17 protein-coding genes and 6 pseudogenes are annotated in these 22,191 nt (G+C 69.4%); 16 read left to right on the forward strand and 7 right to left on the reverse strand.

The window, feature by feature from the left end; translation table 11 throughout:
* Positions 1-51: 51 nt before the first annotated feature.
* Entirely contained in the window at positions 52-1,875 is a 1,824-nt protein-coding gene (locus O7621_RS15740) for a hypothetical protein (RefSeq protein ID WP_282229969.1), read from the forward strand.
* Positions 1,876-1,938: 63 nt separating this feature from the next.
* Here O7621_RS15740 and lexA read toward each other — a convergent pair whose 3' ends face one another.
* Positions 1,939-2,616 (reverse strand): transcriptional repressor LexA, encoded by a 678-nt coding sequence (gene lexA / locus O7621_RS15745; protein WP_282234609.1) that lies wholly within the window; start codon positions 2,614-2,616, stop codon positions 1,939-1,941.
* Between the two features lie 548 nt (positions 2,617-3,164).
* Here lexA and nrdR point away from each other — a divergent pair.
* From nrdR to O7621_RS15760, 7 genes and pseudogenes are all read left to right on the forward strand, one after another.
* The gene (gene nrdR, locus O7621_RS15750) at positions 3,165-3,662 is read left to right on the forward strand and encodes a transcriptional regulator NrdR (RefSeq protein ID WP_282229970.1); all 498 of its coding nucleotides are present in this window, start codon (positions 3,165-3,167) and stop codon (positions 3,660-3,662) included.
* Between the two features lie 276 nt (positions 3,663-3,938).
* Positions 3,939-4,352 (forward strand): annotated as a pseudogene (locus O7621_RS29185) (vitamin B12-dependent ribonucleotide reductase); the annotation flags it as partial.
* Positions 4,353-4,958: 606 nt separating this feature from the next.
* Positions 4,959-5,234: pseudogene (locus O7621_RS29190) on the forward strand (LAGLIDADG family homing endonuclease); the annotation flags it as partial.
* A 189-nt stretch (positions 5,235-5,423) separates the two neighbouring features.
* Positions 5,424-6,602, forward strand: a pseudogene (locus tag O7621_RS29195) (adenosylcobalamin-dependent ribonucleoside-diphosphate reductase); the annotation flags it as partial.
* A 435-nt stretch (positions 6,603-7,037) separates the two neighbouring features.
* Positions 7,038-7,538: pseudogene (locus O7621_RS29200) on the forward strand (LAGLIDADG family homing endonuclease); the annotation flags it as partial.
* A gap of 351 nt (positions 7,539-7,889) precedes the next feature.
* Positions 7,890-9,143: pseudogene (locus O7621_RS29205) on the forward strand (vitamin B12-dependent ribonucleotide reductase); the annotation flags it as partial.
* Between the two features lie 94 nt (positions 9,144-9,237).
* Positions 9,238-10,176 (forward strand): DUF2332 domain-containing protein, encoded by a 939-nt coding sequence (locus O7621_RS15760; RefSeq protein WP_282229971.1) that lies wholly within the window; start codon positions 9,238-9,240, stop codon positions 10,174-10,176.
* Positions 10,177-10,200: 24 nt separating this feature from the next.
* Here the strand turns inward: O7621_RS15760 and O7621_RS15765 are convergent, their stop codons facing one another.
* Positions 10,201-11,115 (reverse strand): alpha/beta hydrolase, encoded by a 915-nt coding sequence (locus tag O7621_RS15765; protein ID WP_282229972.1) that lies wholly within the window; start codon positions 11,113-11,115, stop codon positions 10,201-10,203.
* A gap of 110 nt (positions 11,116-11,225) precedes the next feature.
* Between O7621_RS15765 and O7621_RS15770 the strand changes: the two genes are divergently transcribed.
* Positions 11,226-11,729: a CGNR zinc finger domain-containing protein gene (locus O7621_RS15770; protein WP_282229973.1), complete on the forward strand. Its 504-nt coding sequence runs from the start codon at positions 11,226-11,228 to the stop codon at positions 11,727-11,729.
* A 28-nt stretch (positions 11,730-11,757) separates the two neighbouring features.
* Here O7621_RS15770 and O7621_RS15775 read toward each other — a convergent pair whose 3' ends face one another.
* Together O7621_RS15775 and O7621_RS15780 are read right to left on the reverse strand one after the other, a co-directional pair.
* A complete protein-coding gene (locus O7621_RS15775) occupies positions 11,758-12,987 on the reverse strand; it encodes an MFS transporter (RefSeq protein WP_282229974.1) in 1,230 nt (409 codons plus the stop codon).
* A 731-nt stretch (positions 12,988-13,718) separates the two neighbouring features.
* On the reverse strand, positions 13,719-14,570 hold the full coding sequence (locus tag O7621_RS15780; RefSeq protein ID WP_282229975.1) for an NAD(P)H-binding protein: 852 nt from the start codon (positions 14,568-14,570) through the stop codon (positions 13,719-13,721).
* Positions 14,571-14,753: 183 nt separating this feature from the next.
* Between O7621_RS15780 and O7621_RS15785 the strand changes: the two genes are divergently transcribed.
* Positions 14,754-15,599: a helix-turn-helix domain-containing protein gene (locus O7621_RS15785; protein ID WP_282229976.1), complete on the forward strand. Its 846-nt coding sequence runs from the start codon at positions 14,754-14,756 to the stop codon at positions 15,597-15,599.
* Positions 15,600-15,905: 306 nt separating this feature from the next.
* Here the strand turns inward: O7621_RS15785 and O7621_RS15790 are convergent, their stop codons facing one another.
* Together O7621_RS15790 and O7621_RS15795 are read right to left on the reverse strand one after the other, a co-directional pair.
* Positions 15,906-16,430 carry a flavoprotein gene (locus O7621_RS15790; RefSeq protein ID WP_282229977.1) on the reverse strand — a complete coding sequence of 175 codons (525 nt, stop codon included), beginning with the start codon at positions 16,428-16,430 and terminating at the stop codon, positions 15,906-15,908.
* Positions 16,431-16,432: 2 nt separating this feature from the next.
* Entirely contained in the window at positions 16,433-17,707 is a 1,275-nt protein-coding gene (locus O7621_RS15795) for a helix-turn-helix transcriptional regulator (protein ID WP_282229978.1), read from the reverse strand.
* Positions 17,708-18,119: 412 nt separating this feature from the next.
* Here O7621_RS15795 and O7621_RS15800 point away from each other — a divergent pair, with 412 nt between their 5' ends.
* Entirely contained in the window at positions 18,120-18,503 is a 384-nt protein-coding gene (locus O7621_RS15800) for a hypothetical protein (RefSeq protein WP_282229979.1), read from the forward strand.
* Positions 18,500-18,832 carry a GPP34 family phosphoprotein gene (locus O7621_RS15805; protein WP_282229980.1) on the forward strand — a complete coding sequence of 111 codons (333 nt, stop codon included), beginning with the start codon at positions 18,500-18,502 and terminating at the stop codon, positions 18,830-18,832. The genes O7621_RS15800 and O7621_RS15805 overlap by 4 nt, the downstream gene beginning before the upstream one ends.
* On the opposite strand, the gene O7621_RS15810 is transcribed toward O7621_RS15805, so the two are convergent.
* The gene (locus O7621_RS15810; protein ID WP_282229981.1) at positions 18,829-19,176 is read right to left on the reverse strand and encodes a hypothetical protein; all 348 of its coding nucleotides are present in this window, start codon (positions 19,174-19,176) and stop codon (positions 18,829-18,831) included. The genes O7621_RS15805 and O7621_RS15810 overlap by 4 nt on opposite strands.
* Positions 19,177-19,430: 254 nt before the next feature.
* Here O7621_RS15810 and O7621_RS15815 point away from each other — a divergent pair.
* The 4 genes and pseudogenes from O7621_RS15815 to O7621_RS15830 all read left to right on the forward strand — a co-directional run.
* Positions 19,431-20,776: pseudogene (locus O7621_RS15815) on the forward strand (alpha-galactosidase); the annotation flags it as partial.
* Positions 20,777-20,991: 215 nt separating this feature from the next.
* Positions 20,992-21,318, forward strand: coding sequence for a cellulose binding domain-containing protein (locus O7621_RS15820; protein ID WP_282229982.1), 327 nt, complete (start codon positions 20,992-20,994; stop codon positions 21,316-21,318).
* 230 nt (positions 21,319-21,548) lie between these two features.
* Positions 21,549-21,929, forward strand: coding sequence for a DUF2089 domain-containing protein (locus tag O7621_RS15825; protein ID WP_282229983.1), 381 nt, complete (start codon positions 21,549-21,551; stop codon positions 21,927-21,929).
* Complete coding sequence (locus O7621_RS15830) at positions 21,926-22,186, forward strand: hypothetical protein (protein WP_282229984.1); 261 nt, start codon at positions 21,926-21,928, stop codon at positions 22,184-22,186. Before O7621_RS15825 ends, O7621_RS15830 begins: the two co-directional genes overlap by 4 nt.
* The last annotated feature ends 5 nt before the right edge of the window (positions 22,187-22,191 follow it).

The following is a 22,191-nucleotide window of genomic DNA, read 5'->3' on the forward strand; positions in this document are numbered from 1 at the left end:
ATTGATCACGGTGTAACAGTCGGACTCAGGCCGGCGTGCGACACTCGTCGGATGCGTCGGCTCCTGACCCCGGCCGCGATCGCCGTCGGACTATTCACGATTCACCTCCTGGCTCCGGCCGGCCCGGCCATGGCCCTGCCCGCCCAGGACCCCTCCCCGCCAGCTGCCCAGCAGGTGACACCGGGCGAGCCGGTCTGCGAGATCACCGACGAGCGGCTGCGGGAGGTCTCCGGTCTCGTCGCCACCGCTGACGGCTACGTCGTGGTCAACGACAGCACCGAGATCGACAGTAACGAGCGGGTGTTCTTCCTCGACTCGTCCTGCGAGGTCGCCAACGCTGTCCAGTACCCGACGCCGCCGCTGGACCCCGAGGACCTGGCGATTTCCCCGGACGGGCAGACGCTCTGGATCGCCGACGTGGGGGACAATCCGACCGCCGACGAGCGTCGCGAACGAATCGCGCTGTGGTCCCTGCCGGCTGACGGCTCCGCCCAACCGGTCATCCACCGGGTGAGCTACCCGGACGGCCCGCACGACGCCGAGGCGTTGCTGATCGCCAACGACGGCACCCCGCTGATCATCACCAAGGAGACCGGCCCGTCCGGCCTGTACCGCCCGGTCGAACAACTTCGCAGCGACAACGACGACCCGGTGCCGATGGAGCGGGTCGGTGAACTCGAACTGCCCACCACCAGCACCCCGAACCTGTTCGCCGCCGCCGGCCGGCTCACCGTCACCGGCGCGGCCCGGTCCCCGGACGGCAGCCGGATCGCCCTGCGCACCTACGCCGACGCCTTCGAGTGGGACCTGCCGGCCGACGGCGACATCGTCAAGACGCTCACCACCGAACGCCCCCGGGCCACCCCGCTCACCGACCCGTTCGGCGAGTCGATCGCCTACTCCCCGGACGGCGCCGCCTTCCTCACCGTCTCCGACGTCGCCACCCTCGACGAGGAAACCCCGGTGGAGATCCTGCGTTACACCCCGAGCACCGAGGTCGCGGCCGAGGCCGACGACACCGGCGGCGGGGGCGACCGGGACGGACCGTCCTGGCTCAACCGGATCAGCCTGCAGGAGATCAACCTGCTGATCGCGGCGGTCGGTGTGCTCGGCGCGCTGCTGGTCGGGCTCGGCATCTTCGGTATCGTCCGGGCCCGGCGGACGGCACGGTCGGCGGCGATCGGTGGACGCGGCGGGGGCCGGGCCGACCGCGACCCGGACCGGTCCGACCGCGAGCCGGGGGACCGCGACCGCGCTGCGGCCTACGCGAGCGATTCGCTGGGCAGCGGTGCCTACGCCAGCGGGGCGCTGGGCAGCGGCGCGTTGCCCGGTGGCGGACCGGCCCCGGCCGGCCGTAAGGCCGGCGGTGTCTACGGCGCGGCGAAACCCGCCGCCGGGTCGGCTGCCCCGGCCGCCCCGACCGGTCCAGGCGGTGGTGGCGTCTACGGCGGGGCAGCGGCACGACCGCCCGCCGGCGGCGGGACCTACGGCGCAGCCAAGCCCGCCACCGGTGGCCGGGCCGGCGTGTACGGCGCTGCCGCGCCACGGCCGGACACCGGCGGCTACCGTCCGGCCGGCGGCGTCGACTCCGGAGCGGTGTACGGGGCGGCGAAGCCGGCTCCTCCGGCCCGGCCCAGCGGCGGCGGCGTCTACGGCGGCGCCGGGCACTCCGGTCGGTCGCGCAACCCCGGGGACGCACGCGACTCCGGCGGATCCTGGGACCTCGGCGGCGACTATCCGGGCGACGGCTACCCGGCCGACCGCTACGACCAGCCACGAGCCGGCGGGCCGCGGCCACCGGCCGGGCACGTCGAGCGGGAACCCGGCGTCTACGGCCGGTCCGCCTCCGAGCACCCGGACGAATGGCGCGGCTGAGACCCTGCAGCTGACCCGCTGCGACTGACACCCCGCCCGCCGAGGCCGGGCACCCGTACCGGGTCACACCCGGCGCAGTACCGCCACCACCCGGCCCATGATGGTGGCCTCGTCACCGGGGATCGGGTCAAACGCGGCGTTGTGCGGCATCAACCAGACGTGCCCGTCGCGCCGCCGGTAGGTCTTCACCGTGGCCTCGCCGTCGATCATCGCGGCGACGATCTCCCCGGAGTCGGCGGTCGGCTGCTGACGTACCACCACCCAGTCGCCGTCGCAGATCGCCGCGTCGATCATCGAATCGCCCTTGACCTGCAGCATGAACACCTCACCCTCGCCGACCAGCTCGCGGGGCAGCGGGAAGACGTCCTCCACCGCCTGCTCAGCCAGGATCGGCCCACCGGCGGCGATCCGACCCAGCATCGGCACGTACGCCGGAGCTGGCCGCAGCGCCCGCTCGGCCTCGTCGTCGGCGGCGTCGTGCGGCGGACGCACGTCGACCGCCCGGGGGCGGTTCGGATCCCGGCGGAGGAAGCCCTTGCGCTCCAGTTCCTTGAGCTGGTAGGCGACGCTGGACGGGGAGACCAGGCCGACCGCCTCGCCGATCTCCCGCACGCTCGGCGGGTAGCCATGCCGGTCCACCCAGGAGCGGATGAACTCCAGGATCCGGCGCTGCCGGGCGGTCAGCTCGCCGTTGTTGACCGGCTCGGGGAAGGCGCTCACCACCGGTGTCACGGCGCGCAACCGGGATTCGCCGGAACGGCTGCCCCGCCGTCCACGTACCGACGCGCCGACGTTGACCGTCGTCGCGCCGCCGTTGCCTCCACCCTGCTGGGGTGGGCCCGCTCTGTCGTCGCTCGACACATCCGTCCTCTCCCCGGCCGTCAGATCGCGTCCTGATCGGCACCATCGGTGTCGACCAAGACGGTAACCAGAGATCCGGTCAGGTTCAAACATCTGTACGAGATGTCGGTGCGTGTCGTCCTGGCAGTAGTTTATCGTACGCACGTTCGACTGAATCTGGGGGCGGCATGGGCGGTAACCCTCGGACAGGGATCGGTGTTGGCAGAGTGACGACGCGCCGAAGTGCGCCGGTCAACTTGACCGGACCCCGGTTGCGGCCTACCGTCGACCCCAACATCTAGTAGTTACAAGGGCGTAAGTTGTCCACAGGTTGGGTCTCCTGACTGAGAGCAACGTCTCCAGCAGGCCGGCCCCGCGTACCCGCGTGACCCTGCGGTGACCACTGCGCGCCCATTTCGACCCCGCGGCTCGACGGAAGGGACATCGGCATGCGCTGCCCGTACTGCCGGCACGCCGACTCGCGCGTGGTCGACTCGCGGGAAGCCGACGACGGCCAGCTCATCCGCCGCCGCCGGTCCTGCCCGGAATGCGGCAAGCGGTTCACCACCGTCGAGGAGGCGGTGCTCGCCGTGGTCAAACGCAGCGGCGTCACCGAGCCGTTCAGCCGATCCAAGATCATGGGCGGGGTGCGCAAGGCCTGCCAGGGCCGACCGGTGGACGACGACGCCATCGCCCTGCTGGCCCAGAAGGTCGAGGAGACCGTACGGGCCAAGGGCGCGGCCGAGATCCCCAGTCACGATGTCGGGCTGGCGATCCTCGGGCCGCTGCGCGAGTTGGACGAGGTGGCGTACCTGCGGTTCGCCAGCGTCTACCGGTCCTTTGACTCGCTGGACGACTTCGAACGCGAGATCGAGACGCTGCGGGCCGCCGCCGGGGCGCGGGAGGCCGCGACGACCCCGGTGGCGGCCGGGCCCGGGCCCGGCTGACCGGCCCCGCAGCAAACCTGGAACAGCAAGGCGTACGGCCGACCGCCGGTCCCGGCGGGGCGGGTACGGCCGAGAAAAAAGCTGAACGGCAAAGACGGAAACGACCGCGTGGCACGACGCTGCGCGAGAGCCTGAGGGGGCGATCAGATGGCGGGGGAAGGTGTGACCGCGAAGACAGGCGGTAGCGGTAGCGGCGGCACGGCCAAGGCCAACGGCAAGGCCGGATCGGCCGCGGGCTCCAACGCGCGGGTACGGGCCAAGGCCGGCGCGGGCGGCCTGACCGTCGAGCGGGTGTGGACCAGCGAGGGTGTGCACCCGTACGACGAGGTGACCTGGCAGCGCCGCGACGTGGTGATGACCAACTGGCGCGACGGCACGGTCAACTTCGAGCAGCGCGGCGTGGAGTTCCCGGAGTCGTGGAGCGTCAACGCGGCCAACATCGTCACCACCAAGTACTTCCGTGGGGCGGTGGGGACCCCGCAGCGGGAATGGTCGCTCAAGCAGCTGATCGACCGGGTGGTGAAGACCTACCGGGCGGCGGGGGAGCAGCACGGCTACTTCGCCACCGGCGCCGACGCCGAGATCTTCGAGCACGAGCTGACCTGGATGCTGCTGCACCAGGTGTTCAGCTTCAACTCGCCGGTCTGGTTCAACGTCGGCACCGCCTCCCCACAGCAGGTATCAGCGTGCCAGCCGTACCACTCGCTCGTGAGCACGCCGGCCGGCCTCGTCCCGATCGGCAAGCTGGTCGAGGAGGACGCCGTCGGAGCCAAGGTCTACGACGCACACGGGCTGACCCGAATTCTCGCGGTCCAGGCCAACGGCATCAAGGACGTATTGCGCCTGCACACCAAAGCCGGCTACACCCTGGACGTAACCGCGGACCACCTGGTCTGGAAATCGACCGGCGAGGGCACCGGTCGGTTCGTCGAAGCCGGCACCTTGGTCGCTGGCGACACTCTCGAATGGCACCGGCGGGGTAGCGACGGCGAGGCGGAGTTCCACCCCGGCGACGTCCACGAGGCCGCGCTGGCCGGTTGGCTGCAGTCAGACGGCTTCGTCGGCCAGTACGATCAGGGCACCAACCGGTCGCTGACAATCGAGGCGATGACCGTCAACGACGACGAACTCAGCTGGGTCGTCGCCGCGATCGACCAGGTCTTCCCTGGCGCGCACCGCCATGAACGCCGCGTCGTCACTAAGGACGTCACCCTCGACTGCCGGCGGACCCGGTTGTACGGGGAGAATCTGCGCCCGTTCATCGACAAGTGGGGCCTGCTTGCCCGGGGCACCGAGATGGAGGTGCCGGCAACGCTGTTCACCGCGCCGCTGCCGGTCGTCGCCGCCTATCTGAAGAGCATCTTCCAGGCAGAGGGCTATGTCTCGGAGCGTGAGGCGTCCACCTTGGTCGGCGTGGACATGATCGGTGAGCGGTTGATTCGCGGGCTGCAGCGGCTGCTGCTGCGCTTCGGGATCTTCGCCCGGGTCGGGTTCACGGCCGACCCGCGACCGAACCGGCACGGCACCTGGTCGTTGCGCATCCAGAACCACGGCGACCGGGACACCTTCGCCGCAGAAATCGGGTTCGTCGACGCCCGCAAGTCCGGCAAGCTGGAGGAGAGCTTCGCCAAGGTGGGCCGGTCCGCCAAGGCGACGAAACGCCTCGTCATCGACCGGGTCGAACCGCTCGGGGCGATGGAGGTCTACGACATCCAGACCGAGTCGGGGGAGTACCTCTCCGACAACCTGCGAGTGCACAACTGCTTCATCCTCGCCGTCGACGACTCGATGGATTCCATCCTCGATTGGTACAAAGAGGAAGGGCTGATCTTCAAGGGCGGCTCCGGGTCCGGGGTGAACCTGTCCCGGATCCGCTCCTCCAAGGAGCTGCTGTCCAGCGGTGGCACCGCCTCCGGCCCGGTCAGCTTCATGCGCGGCGCCGACGCCTCGGCCGGCACCATCAAGTCCGGCGGCGCCACCCGCCGGGCCGCCAAGATGGTCATCCTCGACGTGGACCACCCCGACATCGAGGAGTTCGTGCAGACCAAGGCCCGCGAGGAGGACAAGATCCGGGCGCTGCGCGACGCCGGGTTCGACATGGACCTCGGCGGTGCCGACATCGTCAGTGTCCAGTACCAGAACGCCAACAACTCGGTCCGGGTCTCCGACGAGTTCATGCGGGCGTACGAGGACGGGGGCAACTTCGACCTGCGGGCCCGGCTCGACGGCTCGGTGATCGACACCGTCGACGCCAAGAAGCTGTTCGGCACCATCGCACAGGCCGCCTGGGAATGCGCCGACCCGGGTCTGCAGTACGACGACACGATCAACGACTGGCACACCTGCCCGGAAACCGGACGTATCACCGCATCTAACCCATGCAGTGAATATGTCCATCTAGATAATTCGTCGTGCAATCTTGCGTCGCTCAATCTGATGAAATTCCTGCGGGCCGACGGCGGCTTCGAGCTGGAAAAGTTCGTCCACTCCGTCGAGTTCATTATCACCGCGATGGACATCTCCATCTGCTTCGCCGACTTCCCGACGCAGAAGATCGGCGAGACCACCCGGGCGTACCGGCAGCTTGGCATCGGCTACGCCAACCTCGGTGCGCTGCTGATGGCGTCCGGCCTGCCGTACGACTCGGAAGCCGGCCGGTCCTACGCCGCCGCCATCACCTCGGTGATGACCGGTACGGCGTACCGCCGTTCGGCGGAACTGGCCGGCGTGGTCGGCGCCTACGACGGCTACGCCCGCAACGCCGAGGGCCACAAGCGGGTGATGCGCAAGCACGCCGCTGCCAGCGATGAGATCCGCCCGACCGGCCCGACCGCCACCGCCCTGGCCCGGGAAGCCGCCCGGCAATGGGAAATCGGCAACAAGATCGGCGAAAAAAACGGCTGGCGCAATTCTCAGGCAAGTGTACTCGCGCCCACTGGTTGCCTCACCGCGGACACAATGGTGACCACCGACCGCGGGCTGATGCGACTCGGTGAGATCGGCGATGTCTACGGCGACCGCTGGCAGGACCTCGACATGATGGTGTCGACCGACGAGGGAGCCCGCCAGGCGACGAAGTTCTTCGTCAACGGTGAGGAGCCCACTCGCCGGGTGGTCACCAACGGCGGCTACCAGATCCAGGGCACCCTGGCCCACCGGGTCAAGGTGGTGGAACCGGCGACCGGCGAATGGGTCTGGAAGCGGATGGCCGAGGTTGCCCCCGGCGACCTGGTACCGGTGCAGCTCGGCACCCTGGTCGGCGAGCCACGTCGGGTGCCGCTGCCGGTGCTCGACCAGGCATACTACGCCGGCGACCGGCGACTGTACGTGCCGGACGCGGTCGACGCCGAGCTGGCCGAACTGGTCGGCTACTTCATGGGTGACGGCAGCCTGCACGCCAAGGGGCTGCGGTTCGCCGTAGCCGACACCGACCTCGACGTGGTGGAACGGTTGCGGGTGCTCGGCAAGGGCCTGTTCGGGCTGGAACCGGAGGTCGCGGCGCGCACCGGCTACCAGGAGGTCGTCTTCTCCTCGGTGCGGCTGGCCCGCTGGTGGCAGGCAGCCGGGTTCGCCAAGACGCTGCCGCACCCGGAACACACCGGCAAGGGCTGGTCGCCCCGGGTGCCGTCGGCGATCCTGGAGACCAACGACGTCACCGTCTACATCGCGTTCCTGCGCGGCCTGTTCGAGGCCGACGGGACGGTGATCGAGGGAGTGCCGTCCGTGTCGACGTCCGCCGAGTCGTTCGCCACGGAGATCCGTACCCTGCTGCTGACCCTCGGGATGGCGACCACCACCCGGCGGACCCGCAGCGGCATGGGCAGCGACATCTGGCAGGTGCGGCTGCGCAATACCGACCACGCGATCCGGTACGAGGAGACGATCGGCTTCATCGGCGCCCGCAAGGCGGAGCAGATCGTCGCCGCGCCGCAGCAGACCGGCAACCGGGACCGAATCCACCTGCCGCGTGAGCTGTGGGATCTGCTGGTGCCGGCCGGACACCCGATGCGCGGTGCGGTCGTGCAGTCGCTGGCGAAGACCGGCGGCGTGTCGCGGACGCTGGCCGGCGAGATCTACGGCGAGGTGCTGGACGACCGCCTCGGGCACGCGCTCGGCTACCTCTACGAGACAGTGGCGGCGAACGAGGACGGTGGCGTGCAGCCGACGTACGACCTGTCGGTGCCGGCCAACGTCACCTACGTCGCCGGCGGGTTCGTCAGTCACAACACCATCGGTCTGATGATGGACTGCGACACCACCGGGGTGGAGCCCGATCTGGCGCTGGTCAAATTCAAGAAACTGGTCGGCGGTGGCTCGATGCAGATCGTCAACCAGACGGTGCCGCGCGCGCTGCGCAGCCTCGGCTACCCGGAGGAGCAGGTCGAGGCGATCGTCGAGCACATCGCCGACCACGGGCACGTGGTCGACGCGCCGAGCCTGCGCACTGAGCACTACCCGGTGTTCGACTGCGCGATGGGGGAGCGGTCGATCGCGCCGATGGGGCACGTGCGGATGATGGCGGCGGTGCAGCCGTTCATCTCCGGGGCGATCTCCAAGACGGTCAACATGCCGGAGGCGGCGACCGTCGCCGACGTCGAGCGGATCTACTTCGAGGGCTGGAAACTGGGCCTCAAGGCGCTGGCGATCTACCGGGACAACTGCAAGGTGGGCCAGCCGCTGTCGGCGGCCAAGTCGGACAAGGCCAAGGAGACCGCCGCCGCCGAGCAGGCCAAAGTGATCGAGAAGGTCGTCGAAAAGGTCGTCGAGTACCGCCCGGTGCGTAAGCGGCTGCCGAAGAAGCGCCCGTCGGAGACGGTGTCGTTCTCGGTCGGCGGTGCCGAGGGCTACCTGACCGCCTCGTCGTACCCGGACGACGGCCTCGGCGAGGTCTTTCTCAAGATGTCGAAGCAGGGCTCGACGCTCGCCGGGGTGATGGACGCCTTCTCGGTGGCGATCTCGATCGGCCTGCAGTACGGCGTACCGCTGGAGACGTTCGTCGCGAAGTTCACCAACATGCGCTTCGAACCGGCCGGCATGACCGACGACCCGGACGTGCGGATGGCCGCGTCGGTGATGGACTACATCTTCCGTCGTCTGGCGTTGGACTTCCTGCCGTACGACCGCCGGGCCGAGCTGGGCATCTTCACCGCCGCCGAGCGGACCGCGCAGATGCGGGCCGAGGCGGAGGCGGAGAACGCGGCGTCGGAGCTGTCGGATATGGCGGTGTCCGCGCCGGTCGAGCCGAAGCTTCCGGAGGCGAAGGCACCGTCGTCGGCCGACTCCGGCAGCGGTACGGCGACCGAGCCGGCCGCCGCGAGCACGCCGGCACCTTCGTCGGTGCACTCGTCGACGGAGCTGCTGGAGGCGGTGATCGGCAAGGCGGCCGACGCGCCGCTCTGCTTCACCTGCGGCACGAAGATGCGCCCGGCCGGCAGCTGCTACGTCTGTGAGGGCTGCGGTTCCACCTCCGGCTGCAGCTGATCGAACACGTGCCACGGGGAGCCGGATGTGATCCGGCTCCCCGTTCGCGGTTGGGCTGATGACGGCACCGCCCGGGCAGGGTGATCATCTAGCGATGACCACCGCTGAGGTGTACGCCGACTTCGCCCGCCGGCAGGCGTCCGGGGTGTCGCCCAGCTACGAACAGCTGGCGTACGCGGTTGCCCGCGACGACGATCTCTTGGCGCTGCTCGACTCGCTGCCGCCGCCGACCCGGCAGCCGAATCTGCTGTTCGGGGTGGTCCGGCTGCTCGGCGGGCCGGTCGACGACCCGGCCGCATTCCACGACTTCACCATGGCGTACTGGCCAGCGGTCGAGGCGCAGATGCGTCGCCGGCTCACCCAGACCAACGAGGCCGGACGGTGCGCCGTACTGCTGCCGGTGCTGGCGGCGTTGCCGCAGCCGCTGGCGCTTCTGGAAGTCGGCGCGTCGGCGGGCCTGTGTCTCTACCCGGACCGGTACGCCTACCGCTACGACGGCGGCCCGATCGTGGGGCAGGGCGAGCCGGTGCTCGACTGCGCGACAGCAGGGTTGACGCCGCCGCGTACCCGGCCGGAGGTGGTGTGGCGGGCCGGGCTGGACCTGACTCCGCTGGACGTCACCGACGCCGACGACGTCGCCTGGCTGGACGCGTTGGTCTGGCCCGAGCAGGAGCATCGGCGGGCCCGGCTGGCGGCTGCGGCGGGCGTCGCGGCGGCCGATCCGCCGCTGCTGGTCCGGGGTGATCTGGTCGACGACCTGCCGGCGCTGGCCGCGTCGGCGCCGCCGGAGGCGACGCTGGTGGTGTTCCACACCGCAGTGCTCTACCACGTGCCGGCTCCGCGCCGGTCGGTCTTCGTCGACCTGGTACGCGGCCTGCCGGGTCACTGGGTGGCGAACGAGGGGCCGGACATCCTGCGCCACGGCGCGCTGCCGCCGCCACCGGACGACACCCTGCACAACGTGCTCGCCCTGGACGGCCGGCCACTGGCCTGGACCCGACCACACGGCCAGGGGATGACCTGGTTCGGTTGACCGCCGACCCGGGCGGCGGCCGTTTCACAGGTGGGTGGTTCGCGCGTCGCGGGCTGTCGCAGGCGGGGTTGTCGGCAGCGCGCGGGACAGGAAGTCCCGGATGTGGCCGACCACGGTGTCCAGGTGACTTTCCAGCAGGAAGTGACCGCCGCCGGGCACCAGGTGGATCTCGGCGTCCGGGAGGTCCCGCGCGAAGGCACGCGCCCCGTCCGGCCCGAAGATCAGATCCTCGGCCCCCCAAACGGCCAGTAGCGGCACCTGACTGCGCCGAAAATACGCGTGCAGCTTCGGGTACAGCGGAGGGTTGGTGGCGTAGTCGCGGAAAAGCGCCAGCTGTGCCAGGTCGTTGCCGGGGCGGCTGATGTCGCGGTGGTCGTACGTCCAGGTGTCGGGGTCGACCAGGTCGGGGCGGTCCACGCCGTGCACGTACTGCCAGCGGATGGCGTCCAGAGCGAGGGCGGTGCGCACCGCAGGCTCCGTGTCCGGTCCCGGATCGTCGGCGTACGCCCACACGGGTGTCCAGAAGTCGGGGACGAAGCCGTCGTCGTACCCGTTGCCGTTCTGGCTGATGACCGCAGTGATCATCTCGGGGGCGCGGAGGGCGAGTCGCCATCCGATCGGAGCGCCGTAGTCCTGCACGTAGATGGCGCAGCGGGTGACGCCGAGCTCGGCCAGGAACGCTTCGGTGACGTCGGTGAGCGCGTCGAACGTGTACGGGAACGCGTCGGCGGGCGGGGCGTCGGAGTGGCCGAAGCCGATGTGGTCGGGGGCGATGACGTGGAACCGGTCGGCGAGTCGCGGGATCAGCCGGCGGAACATACGTGAGCTGGTGGGGTATCCGTGCAGGAGCAGCAGCGTCGGCGCGTCGTGGGGGCCGGCCTGTCGGTAGAAGACGCGGTGCCCTCGCACGGTGGCGTACCGGTGGTGAACTTCGACCATCTCTAACCCTCTCGGAACTTCGTGGTGGTTATCTGGATTCAAGTGGACCCGATCTGCGATAACCTGTCAAGCGCGGCGAGAGGGTTAGTGGCGAGGGTGGTGAGGTCACCGTGCTCGACGAGCAGGCGCTGATCGAGGCGCTGAACAGCACACCCGTGGTGGACGGCCGGCCACAGGACCGGTGGGCCGACGACACCGCACTGCGGCAGTGGGCACACCGGCACGGAGGCTCCGGCGACCCGGCAACGACCACCTGGCTGCGGACCGCCAGAGACGCGCTGCAGGCCGCCACCCGCGGTGCCGTGCCCGAAGCGGACCTGCGGCGGATCCTCGCCGGCGTCCAGCAACTGCCCGAGGTCGACGCGTCGGGCCTGCGCTGGCGCCTGTGTGGGCCCCCCGACCGGATGCTCGCCGTGCAGTTGGTGCTCGCCTGGTTCGACGTACAGGCCCGGTTACCCGGCCGACTGCGGCCCTGCGACAACACCGAGTGCCGCCTGTTCCACCTGGACCGCAGCCGTGCCAACACCGCCCGCTGGTGCTCGATGAAGACCTGCGGCAACCGGCTGAAGGCGCGCCGACACCAACAACGCACCCGCCGGGAGCCGGCACCCTGAACAGGGCAGCACGGTCCACCGCACGAACTCAGGATCCGGTTCGTTCGCCCAGCGTTTCCAGCCTGGGGGCGCACCTGATCTGGCGGCTCGTCGTCGATGCCGTCGCGACGACGGCCAGCCACGCCGCCAGGGCGGCGAAGGTCGGCACCGCGCCCAGGGTCTCCAGCGCTATGCCGCCGAGGAGGGCGCCCACGGGGCGGGCACCCCAGCCGATCATTCGGGAGGCGCCGTTGACCCGGCCCTGGAGGCGGTCGGGGGTCAGGGCGTACCGGTAGGCGGCGGTGGTGGTGTTGAAGATCGGGCCCATCAGTGCGCCGACCGTGTAGACCGCCCCCAGCGTGAACACGGTCGGGGCCAGGGCCAACGCCGCCATCTGCGCGACCCACCACCAGAGCGCGCCGATCAGGATCACGTTCGGGGAGACGAGGCGTTGTACCGGCGGGGCCACCAGGGCACCGGCGATCGCGCCCACGCCGAAGAGCCCGAGCAGCACACCAACGCGGGTCGGGGACGCGCCGAGGTCAGTGGCGCGCACGATGACGGCCAGGCTGAGGGCGCTGAAGGCCAGGTTGCCAGCCGACGCGATCGCCACGAGGGCGCGCAGGAGATGCTGACGCCACAGCCAGCGGACACCCTCGGCGATCTCGGCCAGCAGGGGGCGACGCTGCGCCACCCGCTTCTCCTCCAGGTCCTGCCGGATCGGGGCGACCAGAGCGACGCCCACCACGTACGACACGGCGTCGGCGGCGAACGGCACCGCGTGGCCCAGCCCGAACAGCAGGCCGCCCAACGGCTGGCCGGCCAGGTCGGCACCCTGGTCGCGAGCCTGGTTCTGGGCGATCGCCGTCGGTAGTTGGGGTTTGGGCACCACGTGTGGCAGGGCGGCGGTCTCGGCGAGCAGGAAGAAGACGTACAGCGTCCCCTCGACGAAGGCCACGACCATGAGGTGTCCGATCGTGATCCGTCCGAGCGCGACGGCCACCGCGACCGATGCCAGGGCCACCGCTCGACCTGCGTCGGCGACGAGCATGATCCGCTTGCGGGGCCAGCGGTCGACCAGGGCACCCGCCGGCAGGAACCAGATCAGGAACGGGGCCGCCTGTGTGGCCGCCACCAGACCGGCCTGCGCCGGTGAGCCGGTGACAGCCAGCACGAGCAGCGGGTACGCGAGGCCGCTGATCCGGGTGCCGAGCGTCGATACGACCTGGCCGCTCCACAGTAGGAGGAAGTCACGGTTTCGCCAGAGGGAGACCGGCACCGGGCCAGTCTGGCAACCGGCTGAGGTTAGGCACAACCAAGATCATTTGATGCTCTGCTGGGATCGTGTCGGCGTGTCGGCCGGTTTTTCATCAAGTGATCATGGCTGGCCGGGCTGGTGCAGCCAGACCCGCAGGGCGCCGACCGGGGCGAAGCCGTGTGCTCGGGCGCGCGCGAGGTCGTCGCCCTGCTCATAGCCGACCAGCGGCAGCCCTGGAATGTGGACGGCTGCCTCGGTGATGGCGGTCGCCCGGACATCGGACTGTTCGCCGCTGTCAGCGGCGAACAGGTTGGACAGACCGACGACGTCGCCGTCGCAGGTCAGGACGAAGCCGCCAGCGCGCCTGCCGGGACTATCAGACGCCCCAGTCCCGCCGGGGCACCGCCGCCTGTCCGCAGAAACCGATCTGACCGCCCGTCGCGCTGGCCGGGCAAGCGCTACGCGCACACGGTTGCTCCGGTGCCGATGCCAGCGGACCGCCAGGATCAGATGACGTAAACTCGGGTGACACGCCGAGGAACTCCCGCGATCTCGTCAGCTGATCTTGCGGCCGCGGTCGGCTCCCTGATGATGAGTTTTCGTGTCCGTACCCCGTCATACCTGCGACGGGCCACGACGAGCGGAGCGATGACCTGATAGGTGTGGAGTCGCGGCTGACGTTCCTGCGGGCCTGGTGGCGTCGGGAAGAATGCTGAGTGGTGTCCGGGAGCCCGGTCGCACTGGGTCTTGCATCAGCGCAATGCGTCGGCGCTGCGTTCGCACCACTCGCGGAACGTCCCTGGCGCCCGGCCCGTGAGGTTCCGCACATCGTCGGTCACGTAGGCGGCGCGACCCTTACGGAACACCGTGTTCAGATATTCCAATGCCTGCGCCTGCTCGGCGGGCACACCCTTGGCGATCTGCGCCCGGGCAAACTCGCGAGGAGTGACTTCCTGGAAGTCGATCATCTGACCGGTCACCGCGGCGATTGTCGCCACCTGCTCACGAGAAGTCAGTGCTTCTGGCCCGGTCAGGGTGTAGCCCTTGCCGACGTGCCCGTCTTCGGTGAGCACGATGGCGGCGCAGCGGGCCACGTCCTCGGGGTCGATGACCGCCAGACGGCCCTCTCCGGTGGGGTCGACGACCTTGCCAGCGCGGATGCCGTCCAGCCACCACAGGGCATTGGATGCGAAGCCGTTGGGGCGCAGGTAGGTGACGCCCAGCCCGGACTCGCGCATCAGGTCCTCGCGCGCCGCGAGGGCTCCGCCGATGACGGGGTTGTCGCTGATCGGCATCAGCCGTGCACCGACCGAGGACAGCAGGACAATCCTGGTGTTGCCGGCGTTGCGTACGGCATCGATCATGACCTTGGTCTGGTCGGTTCCGCTGCCCACCTGCATGAGGAAGACGGCGTCCACGCCCTTGACGGCGTTGGCCACGTCGTCGGGGTTGTCGAGATCGCCGACGGCGCGCTCGATCTCGGCCGGCAGGTCGGCTGCCCGGGCAGGGTCGCGCACCAGGACTCGGACCGGGTGACCCTGTTCGTGCAGCTGCCGTGCAAGCGGGTTGCCGACGTTGCCTGTCGCTCCGGTGATGAGATACATGTCCGCTCCTTCCGTGGTGGTGTGATCACCAGGGCAGTTCGCCGTCGCGATCGGCGAAGGTGCCGCTGGGGCCGTCAGGTGTGCCAGGAATCGACCTTGGCACCGGTTCCGGGCGGCAGCCTGGCCCACTTCGGGCCACCCACGCATCGATCGAAGGCCGGGCAGAAGGCCGACAATGGAGTGATGCACGACGTACCCAACTTCGCGGCGGTGCTCCGCTCCTGGCGCACCCGCCTGCAGCCGGCAGACGTGGGCCTGCCCTTCAGGTCAGGCACGCGCAGGACGGCAGGATTGCGCCGCGAGGAGGTCGCCTGGCTTGCTGGCATCTCACCGGACTACGTCAAACGCCTCGAACAGGGCCGCGCGCATCCCAGCGTCGCCATCGTGCGCGCGCTAGCACGCACGCTGCGCCTGTCCGACGCCGAGTACGAACTGGCCTGCCGCCTGGCGGGGCACGCGCCCCAACCGGGCGGACTGGTGCCCCGGCACATCGGCCCCAGCGTGCAGCGCGTGCTCGACCGTCTCGCCGACACCCCGATCGCCGTCTTCGACGCGGCCTGGACCCTCATCCAGCACAACGATGTGTGGGCCGCGCTGACCGGCGACGACTGGCACGGCCGCGACCTCCGGTCGGCGAACATCGTGTGGCGAACCTTCCACGATGACACGGGACGCGTGCGGCATCCGGATCCGCAGGCGCACAAGGCGTCGCTCGTGGCCGACCTGCGCGACGTGGCGACGCGTTACCCTGCCGACCGCGAACTGAAGGACATGATCGGCACGCTGCGGGCATCGAGCCCCGAATTCGCGCGACTGTGGGAAGGCTCCGCCGTCGCGCACCGCAGGAGCGAACGAAAGACCGTCGACAATCCGCACGTCGGCGAAGTCGAACTCGACTGCGATGTGCTGTCGGCGCACGGTGCCGACCTGCGCATCGTCGTCTACACGGCGGCACCTGGCAGCGAAGCGGCCGACAAGCTGCGACTGCTGACCGTCCTCGGCACCGAGACCATGACCCGTCGCCACTGATGTGCTCCCACTACAGGACATCTGGCGTGGCACCCGACACCATCGTGCTGATCGACGGATTCTGGACCAGCCTATGCAGACGGGAAGCCGACTCAAGATCAGATGACGTAGAACCGTACGACACGCCGGTGCACGCCAGTATTTACGTCATCTGCTCTTGAACTTCGGTTAGGTGTGCGGCCACAGTCTCTCTACCGCTGGATCGGTTGGCGGGTTGGAACACGTCCGGTCGACGTGGGCGGCGGTCCGTTGATCAACTGTTGAATGCGGAGGCGTTGTCCTGGTGGCTGTTCAGCGGAGGCGTGATCAATCGGTGGCGCGGAACGCTTCGGCAACTACACCCCATCGAAATCTGTCGCTTCCAAGCGTGGGTTTGAGAGCTTCGTCCTCGGTGAACTGGACGCCGACGTATGACAGGGTCCGGACGGATGCTCGGTAGGCGGGATGCTGGGTGAGGGCCGGCTTTGCGTACGGTGAGACGACTATCGGAAGCCCGGTGCCAAGGGCCTCGTTGAGTACACCCAGCGCCAGGTTGTCGCTGATTCCGCTGGCCCACTTGTTGATCGTGTTGAAGGACGCCGGTGCCACCACGACGGCGTCGGCGCGCGGCAGTGTTCCGGGCTCGTCAGGGGCGCGAAGTCGGGACGCGACCGGAAACCCGGTCTGGGATGCGAGCCTGTCCGTGTCGATCCAGGTCGCCGCAGTAGGCGTGACGATCAGGCACACCGACCATCCGTCGGCCTGCAACAGGGCGACGCACTCGTCGATGTTGCGAATCGGCGGAGCGGCGGAGGAAACCAGGTACAGCGTCGGTTTGCCGGTGCCAGTCATGATCAGTTGGCATTGATCCTGGCGCGCACCGCCAAGGCGCGCAGGCCGGGTGTGGCGGCGCGACGTTCCCGGGCCAGCATGGCGGTGACCAGCGTGCGGGTCTGATCGTGCACCTGGAAGATCTGAGGTGCGGTGCGCTCGGCCGCCAGAAGGTGCAGCAGCGCTGACGGGTCGCCGCCCGGCTGCGCGGTGAACGCCGCAGCCAGGTCCAGCTGGACCTGAGCTCGCCGGCTCACCAGTGATGGCGGCAGGGTCGACGTGTCGATGCGTTCACCGAGCTCGACCGCAGTGTTGAACTGGCGAACGTTGACGGCGGTGGTGACCCGGTGGATCAGCACGTTCGTCGGGCCAAAACCGGTCCAGAAGTAGTTGCGGTCCTTCCCGAGTCGGTCGGCCAGAACTGCTGCGTCGTCCAGGTGACCGAGCGCGATCTTCGCCTTGCCGCGCCGTGCGGCGATGAGCGCCAGTAGTAACGTCAATGATCCGCTGACCGACAGGGCGGCAGGACTGGACTGCTCAGGTATCCGGGCGAGTCCCTCAGCCGCTGCGTCTGCTGCGTCCGCGACGTGCCCGGGGGAGGCCAGCAGAGCGCACGCCACCGAATAGGCGGCGGCTGCTGCGAGGTTGTCGGCACCGGCCTGTTGCGCACTGCGTAGCGCCCGGTCGGCCGCTACCCAGGCGAGGGCGGGATCACCGAGCTTGAGGGCCAGCTTGGACACCGCCAGATGGGCTGCCCCGAGGATGCCGAGTGCGCGGTGCTGCTCCGCACCACGCCGGGCGGCACCGTCCGTCCGGTAAACGAGATCAGGCAGCAGTCTCACCAGGTCGGCATACTCTGCCCGTTGATAGGCCAGGTGCGCCGCACCGACAGCGTTCCGCAACTGCACAAGATCAACTCCGCCGCTACCCGCCGCTTCAGCGGGGGTGAACATCTGTCGCCGTCGCAGCTCAGCTGCCAGCTGGCTGATGGATGTGGAGGACGCTGCCGGGCCACGCGATCGCCCTGCCGATGTGCTGTCACTGTTCTGCAATCGGCGGTGCGGGCGAAAGCCCAGCTCCTCGTCACTGTTGACCTTGAGTACGCTCCGCAAAGCGCGTCTCAGGTCGTCGTCCGGGTAACGCACCTTGCCGGTCTCGATCTTTCCCACATGGTCGGCGTTGAAGGCCGCCCGAGCGGCCCGCTCAGGATCGCCGTGCCGAACAACGTTGACGGCATCGGCAAGCTCCCGGCGCGACAGCCCTTGCCGTTCCCTCGCGGCGCGGAACAACTCGTTCATCGGAGTACCCCCGTCCGGACGATCGGCCCACGGCCCAGCGTAGAGGCATTGACTCGATCCGTCACGGCCAGCCGAGCGCACTTCGACCTGACCGAGGCTCATGACCCGGGTGGGAATCCCTCTTCCCAATTCTCTTCCCGGGAACGCGTATCAGTTCCCCTCCCTTACCGCTTCTGCCGGGACAACCGCGACGTCCACTGTATTTACGGTTCGATCGGCGTCCGCCCAGCGCCACGAACCGCTTGCCGCCGTCGGTGTCCCCGTCGCTGGCGGCGGCAAGCCCCAAACCCGTACGGAGATTGGAGAACGTCTTGTGCCTCCTCCTCACAACAGTGGTCGGCGTGCTGGTCGGGCTCGTTGGCCTGGTTGGTGGGTTCGTGTCGTGTCGGTGTCGGCACCGGTGGTGCCCGGTGTGCGGGCAGACGTTGACCTGCCGGGACTGCGCCGCCCCGATCGACCGGACCTGGGGCACCAGGCCGCCACCGGCTCCGCCGCAGTCGGGCCCGGGCGGGCGGCGGTGGCGCAATCAGGCCGGGGTGCAGCACCGGTGACCGGGCTGGACGACGTGCTGCATGTGCCCGTACGGCCGGTCTGGTCCTGCTCGGGGTGCGGGCCGCAGGTCGACTGGCCCTGCGGGTACGCGCGGGCCGAGTTGACCGCGAACCTGGACCCGATCTCCCGCAGCATGTACGCGGCCGAGCGGATGGTCGAGGCGATCGCCGACCTGCCCGAGGAGGCGACGCCGGGAGAGCTGTTCACCCGGTTCCTGGCCTGGACGAGGCGGGCCGGCCGGTGACCGTCTACCGCACCTGCACCCGCGACTGGTCCACCACGACACCCGCAGCGGCACCGTTGGCGGAGCCGGCCGTACCACTGCCGCCGACCGGTCGGCTCGCCGACGAACTGTTCCTCATCGCCCACGACGACGTCACCGGCAAGCCGCGCGTGCCGACCAGGGTTGTCGGGCGTGGGCTGGCCGCCGCGATCCTCGCCGACCTGGCCTACGTCGGCGCGGTCACGGTCGCCGCGACCGGCATGGTCGTCACCGGCACGGCCGCGCCGGGTGCCGTCGACCCGTGGGGCCGCACGGTGCTGCGCTGGATCGACACCGACGCGCCGCACTAACTCGCTGTTCGGCACCAGCCAAGACTTCTTGCCCGACCGGTGCCACCGACCAGCCAGACCGACGCCCGCACCTGGTCCGCGCGGGCGGCGCGGGCAGCGCGTTCAGTGCGGGTACGCGCGAGGGATGCGGGTGGCAACCTCGTCGAGGCCGACGGTGAAGTAGACCGCCACAGCGCGAAGGCCAGCGGTAGTCCGGCGTACACGTCGAAACCGCCGCCGGCACCGGCGATCAGGACGTTGCGGGCCGGGGACAGCGCGGCGAACAGCGGTGGGGTGGTCAACATGTACGGCGTCGGGCTCGCCGACGACGCGGTGGGGTTCATCACCGCCTGATCATCGGTCATCGTGGCAAAGGCGCGAATCGGTTCGGAACAACGTCGGCGGCGACAATTCATTTACTTGTACCGATGTAAGCGTTAGCATTGCTGACACCTTCGTGACGTCGCCCGGCATCCGTACCACGGGAGCCGACCGGACCCGCCCCGACGGGACGGCCTGCAGGTCACCGGCGGCACCACCGGCCGAACGCCGGTAGACAAGGAGACATACGTGTGGAAACCCAATAAAGTGGCTGACTGCGGTCCTGGGCGTGCTCGCGATGACGCTCGCGACGGCCGTGGCGAGTGAAGGCATGGCCCCCACGCCGGCACAGGCGCTGGACAACGGGGTCGCCCGTACGCCGCCGATGGGGTGGAACACCTGGAACACCTTCGGCTGCAACATCAACGAGACGCTGATCCGCCAGATGGCCGACGCCATCGTCAACCACGGGCTGCGCGACCTCGGCTACAAGTATGTCGTTGTCGATGACTGCTGGTTCAACCCGAACCGGGACGCGCAGGGCAACCTGCAGGCCCACCCGGAGCGGTTCCCCAGCGGCATGAAGGCTCTCGGCGACTACCTGCACTCCCGTGGCCTGCTGTTCGGCATTTACCAGGTGCCGTTGGACCGGACCTGCGCCCAGTACTTCGGCTCGTTCCCCGGGGCCACCGGCAGCCTCAACCACGAGTATCAGGACGCCCGGCAGTTCGCAGCCTGGGGCGTCGACTACCTGAAGTACGACTGGTGCTCGCCGACCGGCACCGTCACCGACCAGGTGGCCCGGTTCAGCATCATGCGCGACGCCCTCGCGTCCACCGGCCGGCCGATCGTCTACAGCATCAACTCGAACAGCATCCACGAGAAGACCGGGCCGCAGCGCAACTGGAGCGACGTCGCCAACCTCTGGCGTACCACCGAGGACATCACCAACACGTGGGACAGCGGCCAGGCGAACGGCTACCCGATGGGCGTCAAGAACATCGTTGACGTCAACGTGCCACTGGCCGGCTACGCCGGACCCGGCGGGTTCAACGACCCGGACATGATGGAGATCGGTAACGGCGGCATGACCGATACCGAGATGCGCAGCCACTTCGCGCTCTGGGCGATCATGGCCGCGCCGCTGATGATGGGCAACGACCTGCGCTCAGCCAGCACGGCGACACTGAACATCCTGCGTAACCAGAATCTGATCGCCATCAACCAGGACTCCCTCGGGCTGCAGGCGGTCCAGATCTCCCACGACGGCACCCGCCGGGTGCTGGCCAAGCGCCTGGCCAACGGCGACGTCGCGGTCGCCCTGTTCAACCAGGGCAACTCGACCACGACGGTCTCCACCACGGCGGCGGCGATCGGCAAGACCGGCTCCTCGTTCACCCTGCTCGACGCCTGGACCAACGGCACCTCGACCACCTCCGGCAACATCTCGGCGAGTGTCCCGGCGCACGGCACGGTGGTCTACCGGGTCAGTGGCGGCGGCACCGTCGACCCGCCGACCTCTACCACGTTCGGGCTGCGCAGCGAGTCGTCCGGCCGCTGCCTCGACCCCTCGACAACTCCGACACCGCCAACGGCACCGGCGCGCTGATCTGGGACTGCCACGGCAACCCCAGCCAGCGATGGGCCCGTGCGTAGCCGACGCGTCCGTGTCCACTCACCGCGTCACGGGGAGATCCGTGATGCGTAAACCCAGACCTACTTCCCGATCGATCGGGGTCGCGGCGCTGCTGGTCGCGGCGCTCACCGCCACCACGGTGGGCGCCGCGCTCGGCAGGACCGCATTCGCCGCCGACGCATGAGGCCGGTCGGCACGAGCACGGCCGACACCGCCGCGTCCGATGCCAAGCCCGACGACTCCGCCGCCCGCGACCGGTGCGTGCACCGCGACGTACCAGACCATCGGTTCCCGGCCGGCGGGTTCCAGGGTGAGGTCACCCGTCCGGGCCGGCAGCTCGGCGATCAATGGCTGGACCACCTGGTGGACCCTCGCCGGTGGTCAGGGCATCAGCCAGAGTTGGAACGGTGCGCTGAGCGTCAGCGGGTCGACCGTCACCGTCCGGAACGTCGACTACAACGGCCAACTGCCGGCCGGCGGTACGGCGACCTCCGGGTTCCTCGGCACCGACTCACCGTCGAGCCCGACGGTGAGCTGCGTCAGCCCGTAACCGCAACCCGCTGCCCGCGACTGGCGGCGGATCCCTCACCTGTCGACGCGTCCCGCGCGTCCGACGGGCGGGTGGATCCGCCGCCAGTGGCATGTGTGGGCTGCCCAGCTGGGAGAATAAGAAAATTCAAGATCAACATCAGGAAAATCAAGATCAAGATGTGGTACGGATGGCAAAAGTGAGGTACAAATGAGTGGCGGGCACATCGCCGAGAGCAGGGGAGCCGAGCAGTGGACTGGCAGGAGTTGACCGACCTGACGCGCGGACAGCCGTTCGTGGTCGAGCGGGTGCGGCTGGCCGACAGCGGCGTCGCCGTCGAGGGCCAGTTCGAGCCGCCGCAGCTGGCGCAGCTCAGCGCCGACGACCAGGTCTTCGTCGCCGCGTTCGTCCGGTCGCACGGGTCGATCAAGGAAATGGAGCGGATCTTCGGGGTGAGCTACCCGACGGTCAAGTCCCGGCTCAACCGGATCGTCGAGCAGCTCGATTTCGTCGAGCAGCTCGACATCGCCGACACCGGCCCGACACCGGCCAGCGCCGAGGTCGTCGACCGGCTGCGCCGGGGCGAGATCACCGTCCGGCAGGCGCTGGCCGAGCTGGACGGTCCCCGATGATCCCGCAGCTGGTGACGGTGCGCTGGCGTCAAGGCGACGGTCGCCGACGGCGGCTGTGGATCCCGGTCCTGCCGGTGCTGCTGATGCTGTCGCCACTGCTGGCGATCGCCCTGGCTGGCGGCCTGGTCGCCTGCCTGGTCTACCGGATCAGCCCGACCGGTGCGCTGCGCGCCGCCGGATGTCTGCTGTGGGCGCTGCCCGGCGCCCGCGTCGAGCTCGCGCAGGGCCGCACGGCCCTGCTCGTGATTGTCAGATGACAGCG

Source organism: Solwaraspora sp. WMMD937, from assembly GCF_029581175.1.
GTDB lineage: Bacteria > Actinomycetota > Actinomycetes > Mycobacteriales > Micromonosporaceae > Micromonospora_E.

Coding starts and splice junctions, on each gene's coding strand:
- O7621_RS15740 (WP_282229969.1), top strand. CDS start 52: ATGCGTCGGCTCCTGACCCCGGCCGCGATCGCCGTCGGACTATTCACG.
- nrdR (WP_282229970.1), top strand. CDS start 3,165: ATGCGCTGCCCGTACTGCCGGCACGCCGACTCGCGCGTGGTCGACTCG.
- O7621_RS15760 (WP_282229971.1), top strand. CDS start 9,238: ATGACCACCGCTGAGGTGTACGCCGACTTCGCCCGCCGGCAGGCGTCC.
- O7621_RS15765 (WP_282229972.1), bottom strand. CDS start 11,115: ATGGTCGAAGTTCACCACCGGTACGCCACCGTGCGAGGGCACCGCGTC.
- O7621_RS15780 (WP_282229975.1), bottom strand. CDS start 14,570: ATGTATCTCATCACCGGAGCGACAGGCAACGTCGGCAACCCGCTTGCA.
- O7621_RS15785 (WP_282229976.1), top strand. CDS start 14,754: ATGCACGACGTACCCAACTTCGCGGCGGTGCTCCGCTCCTGGCGCACC.
- O7621_RS15790 (WP_282229977.1), bottom strand. CDS start 16,430: ATGACTGGCACCGGCAAACCGACGCTGTACCTGGTTTCCTCCGCCGCT.
- O7621_RS15795 (WP_282229978.1), bottom strand. CDS start 17,707: ATGAACGAGTTGTTCCGCGCCGCGAGGGAACGGCAAGGGCTGTCGCGC.
- O7621_RS15810 (WP_282229981.1), bottom strand. CDS start 19,176: ATGACCGATGATCAGGCGGTGATGAACCCCACCGCGTCGTCGGCGAGC.
- O7621_RS15820 (WP_282229982.1), top strand. CDS start 20,992: ATGCCAAGCCCGACGACTCCGCCGCCCGCGACCGGTGCGTGCACCGCG.
- O7621_RS15830 (WP_282229984.1), top strand. CDS start 21,926: ATGATCCCGCAGCTGGTGACGGTGCGCTGGCGTCAAGGCGACGGTCGC.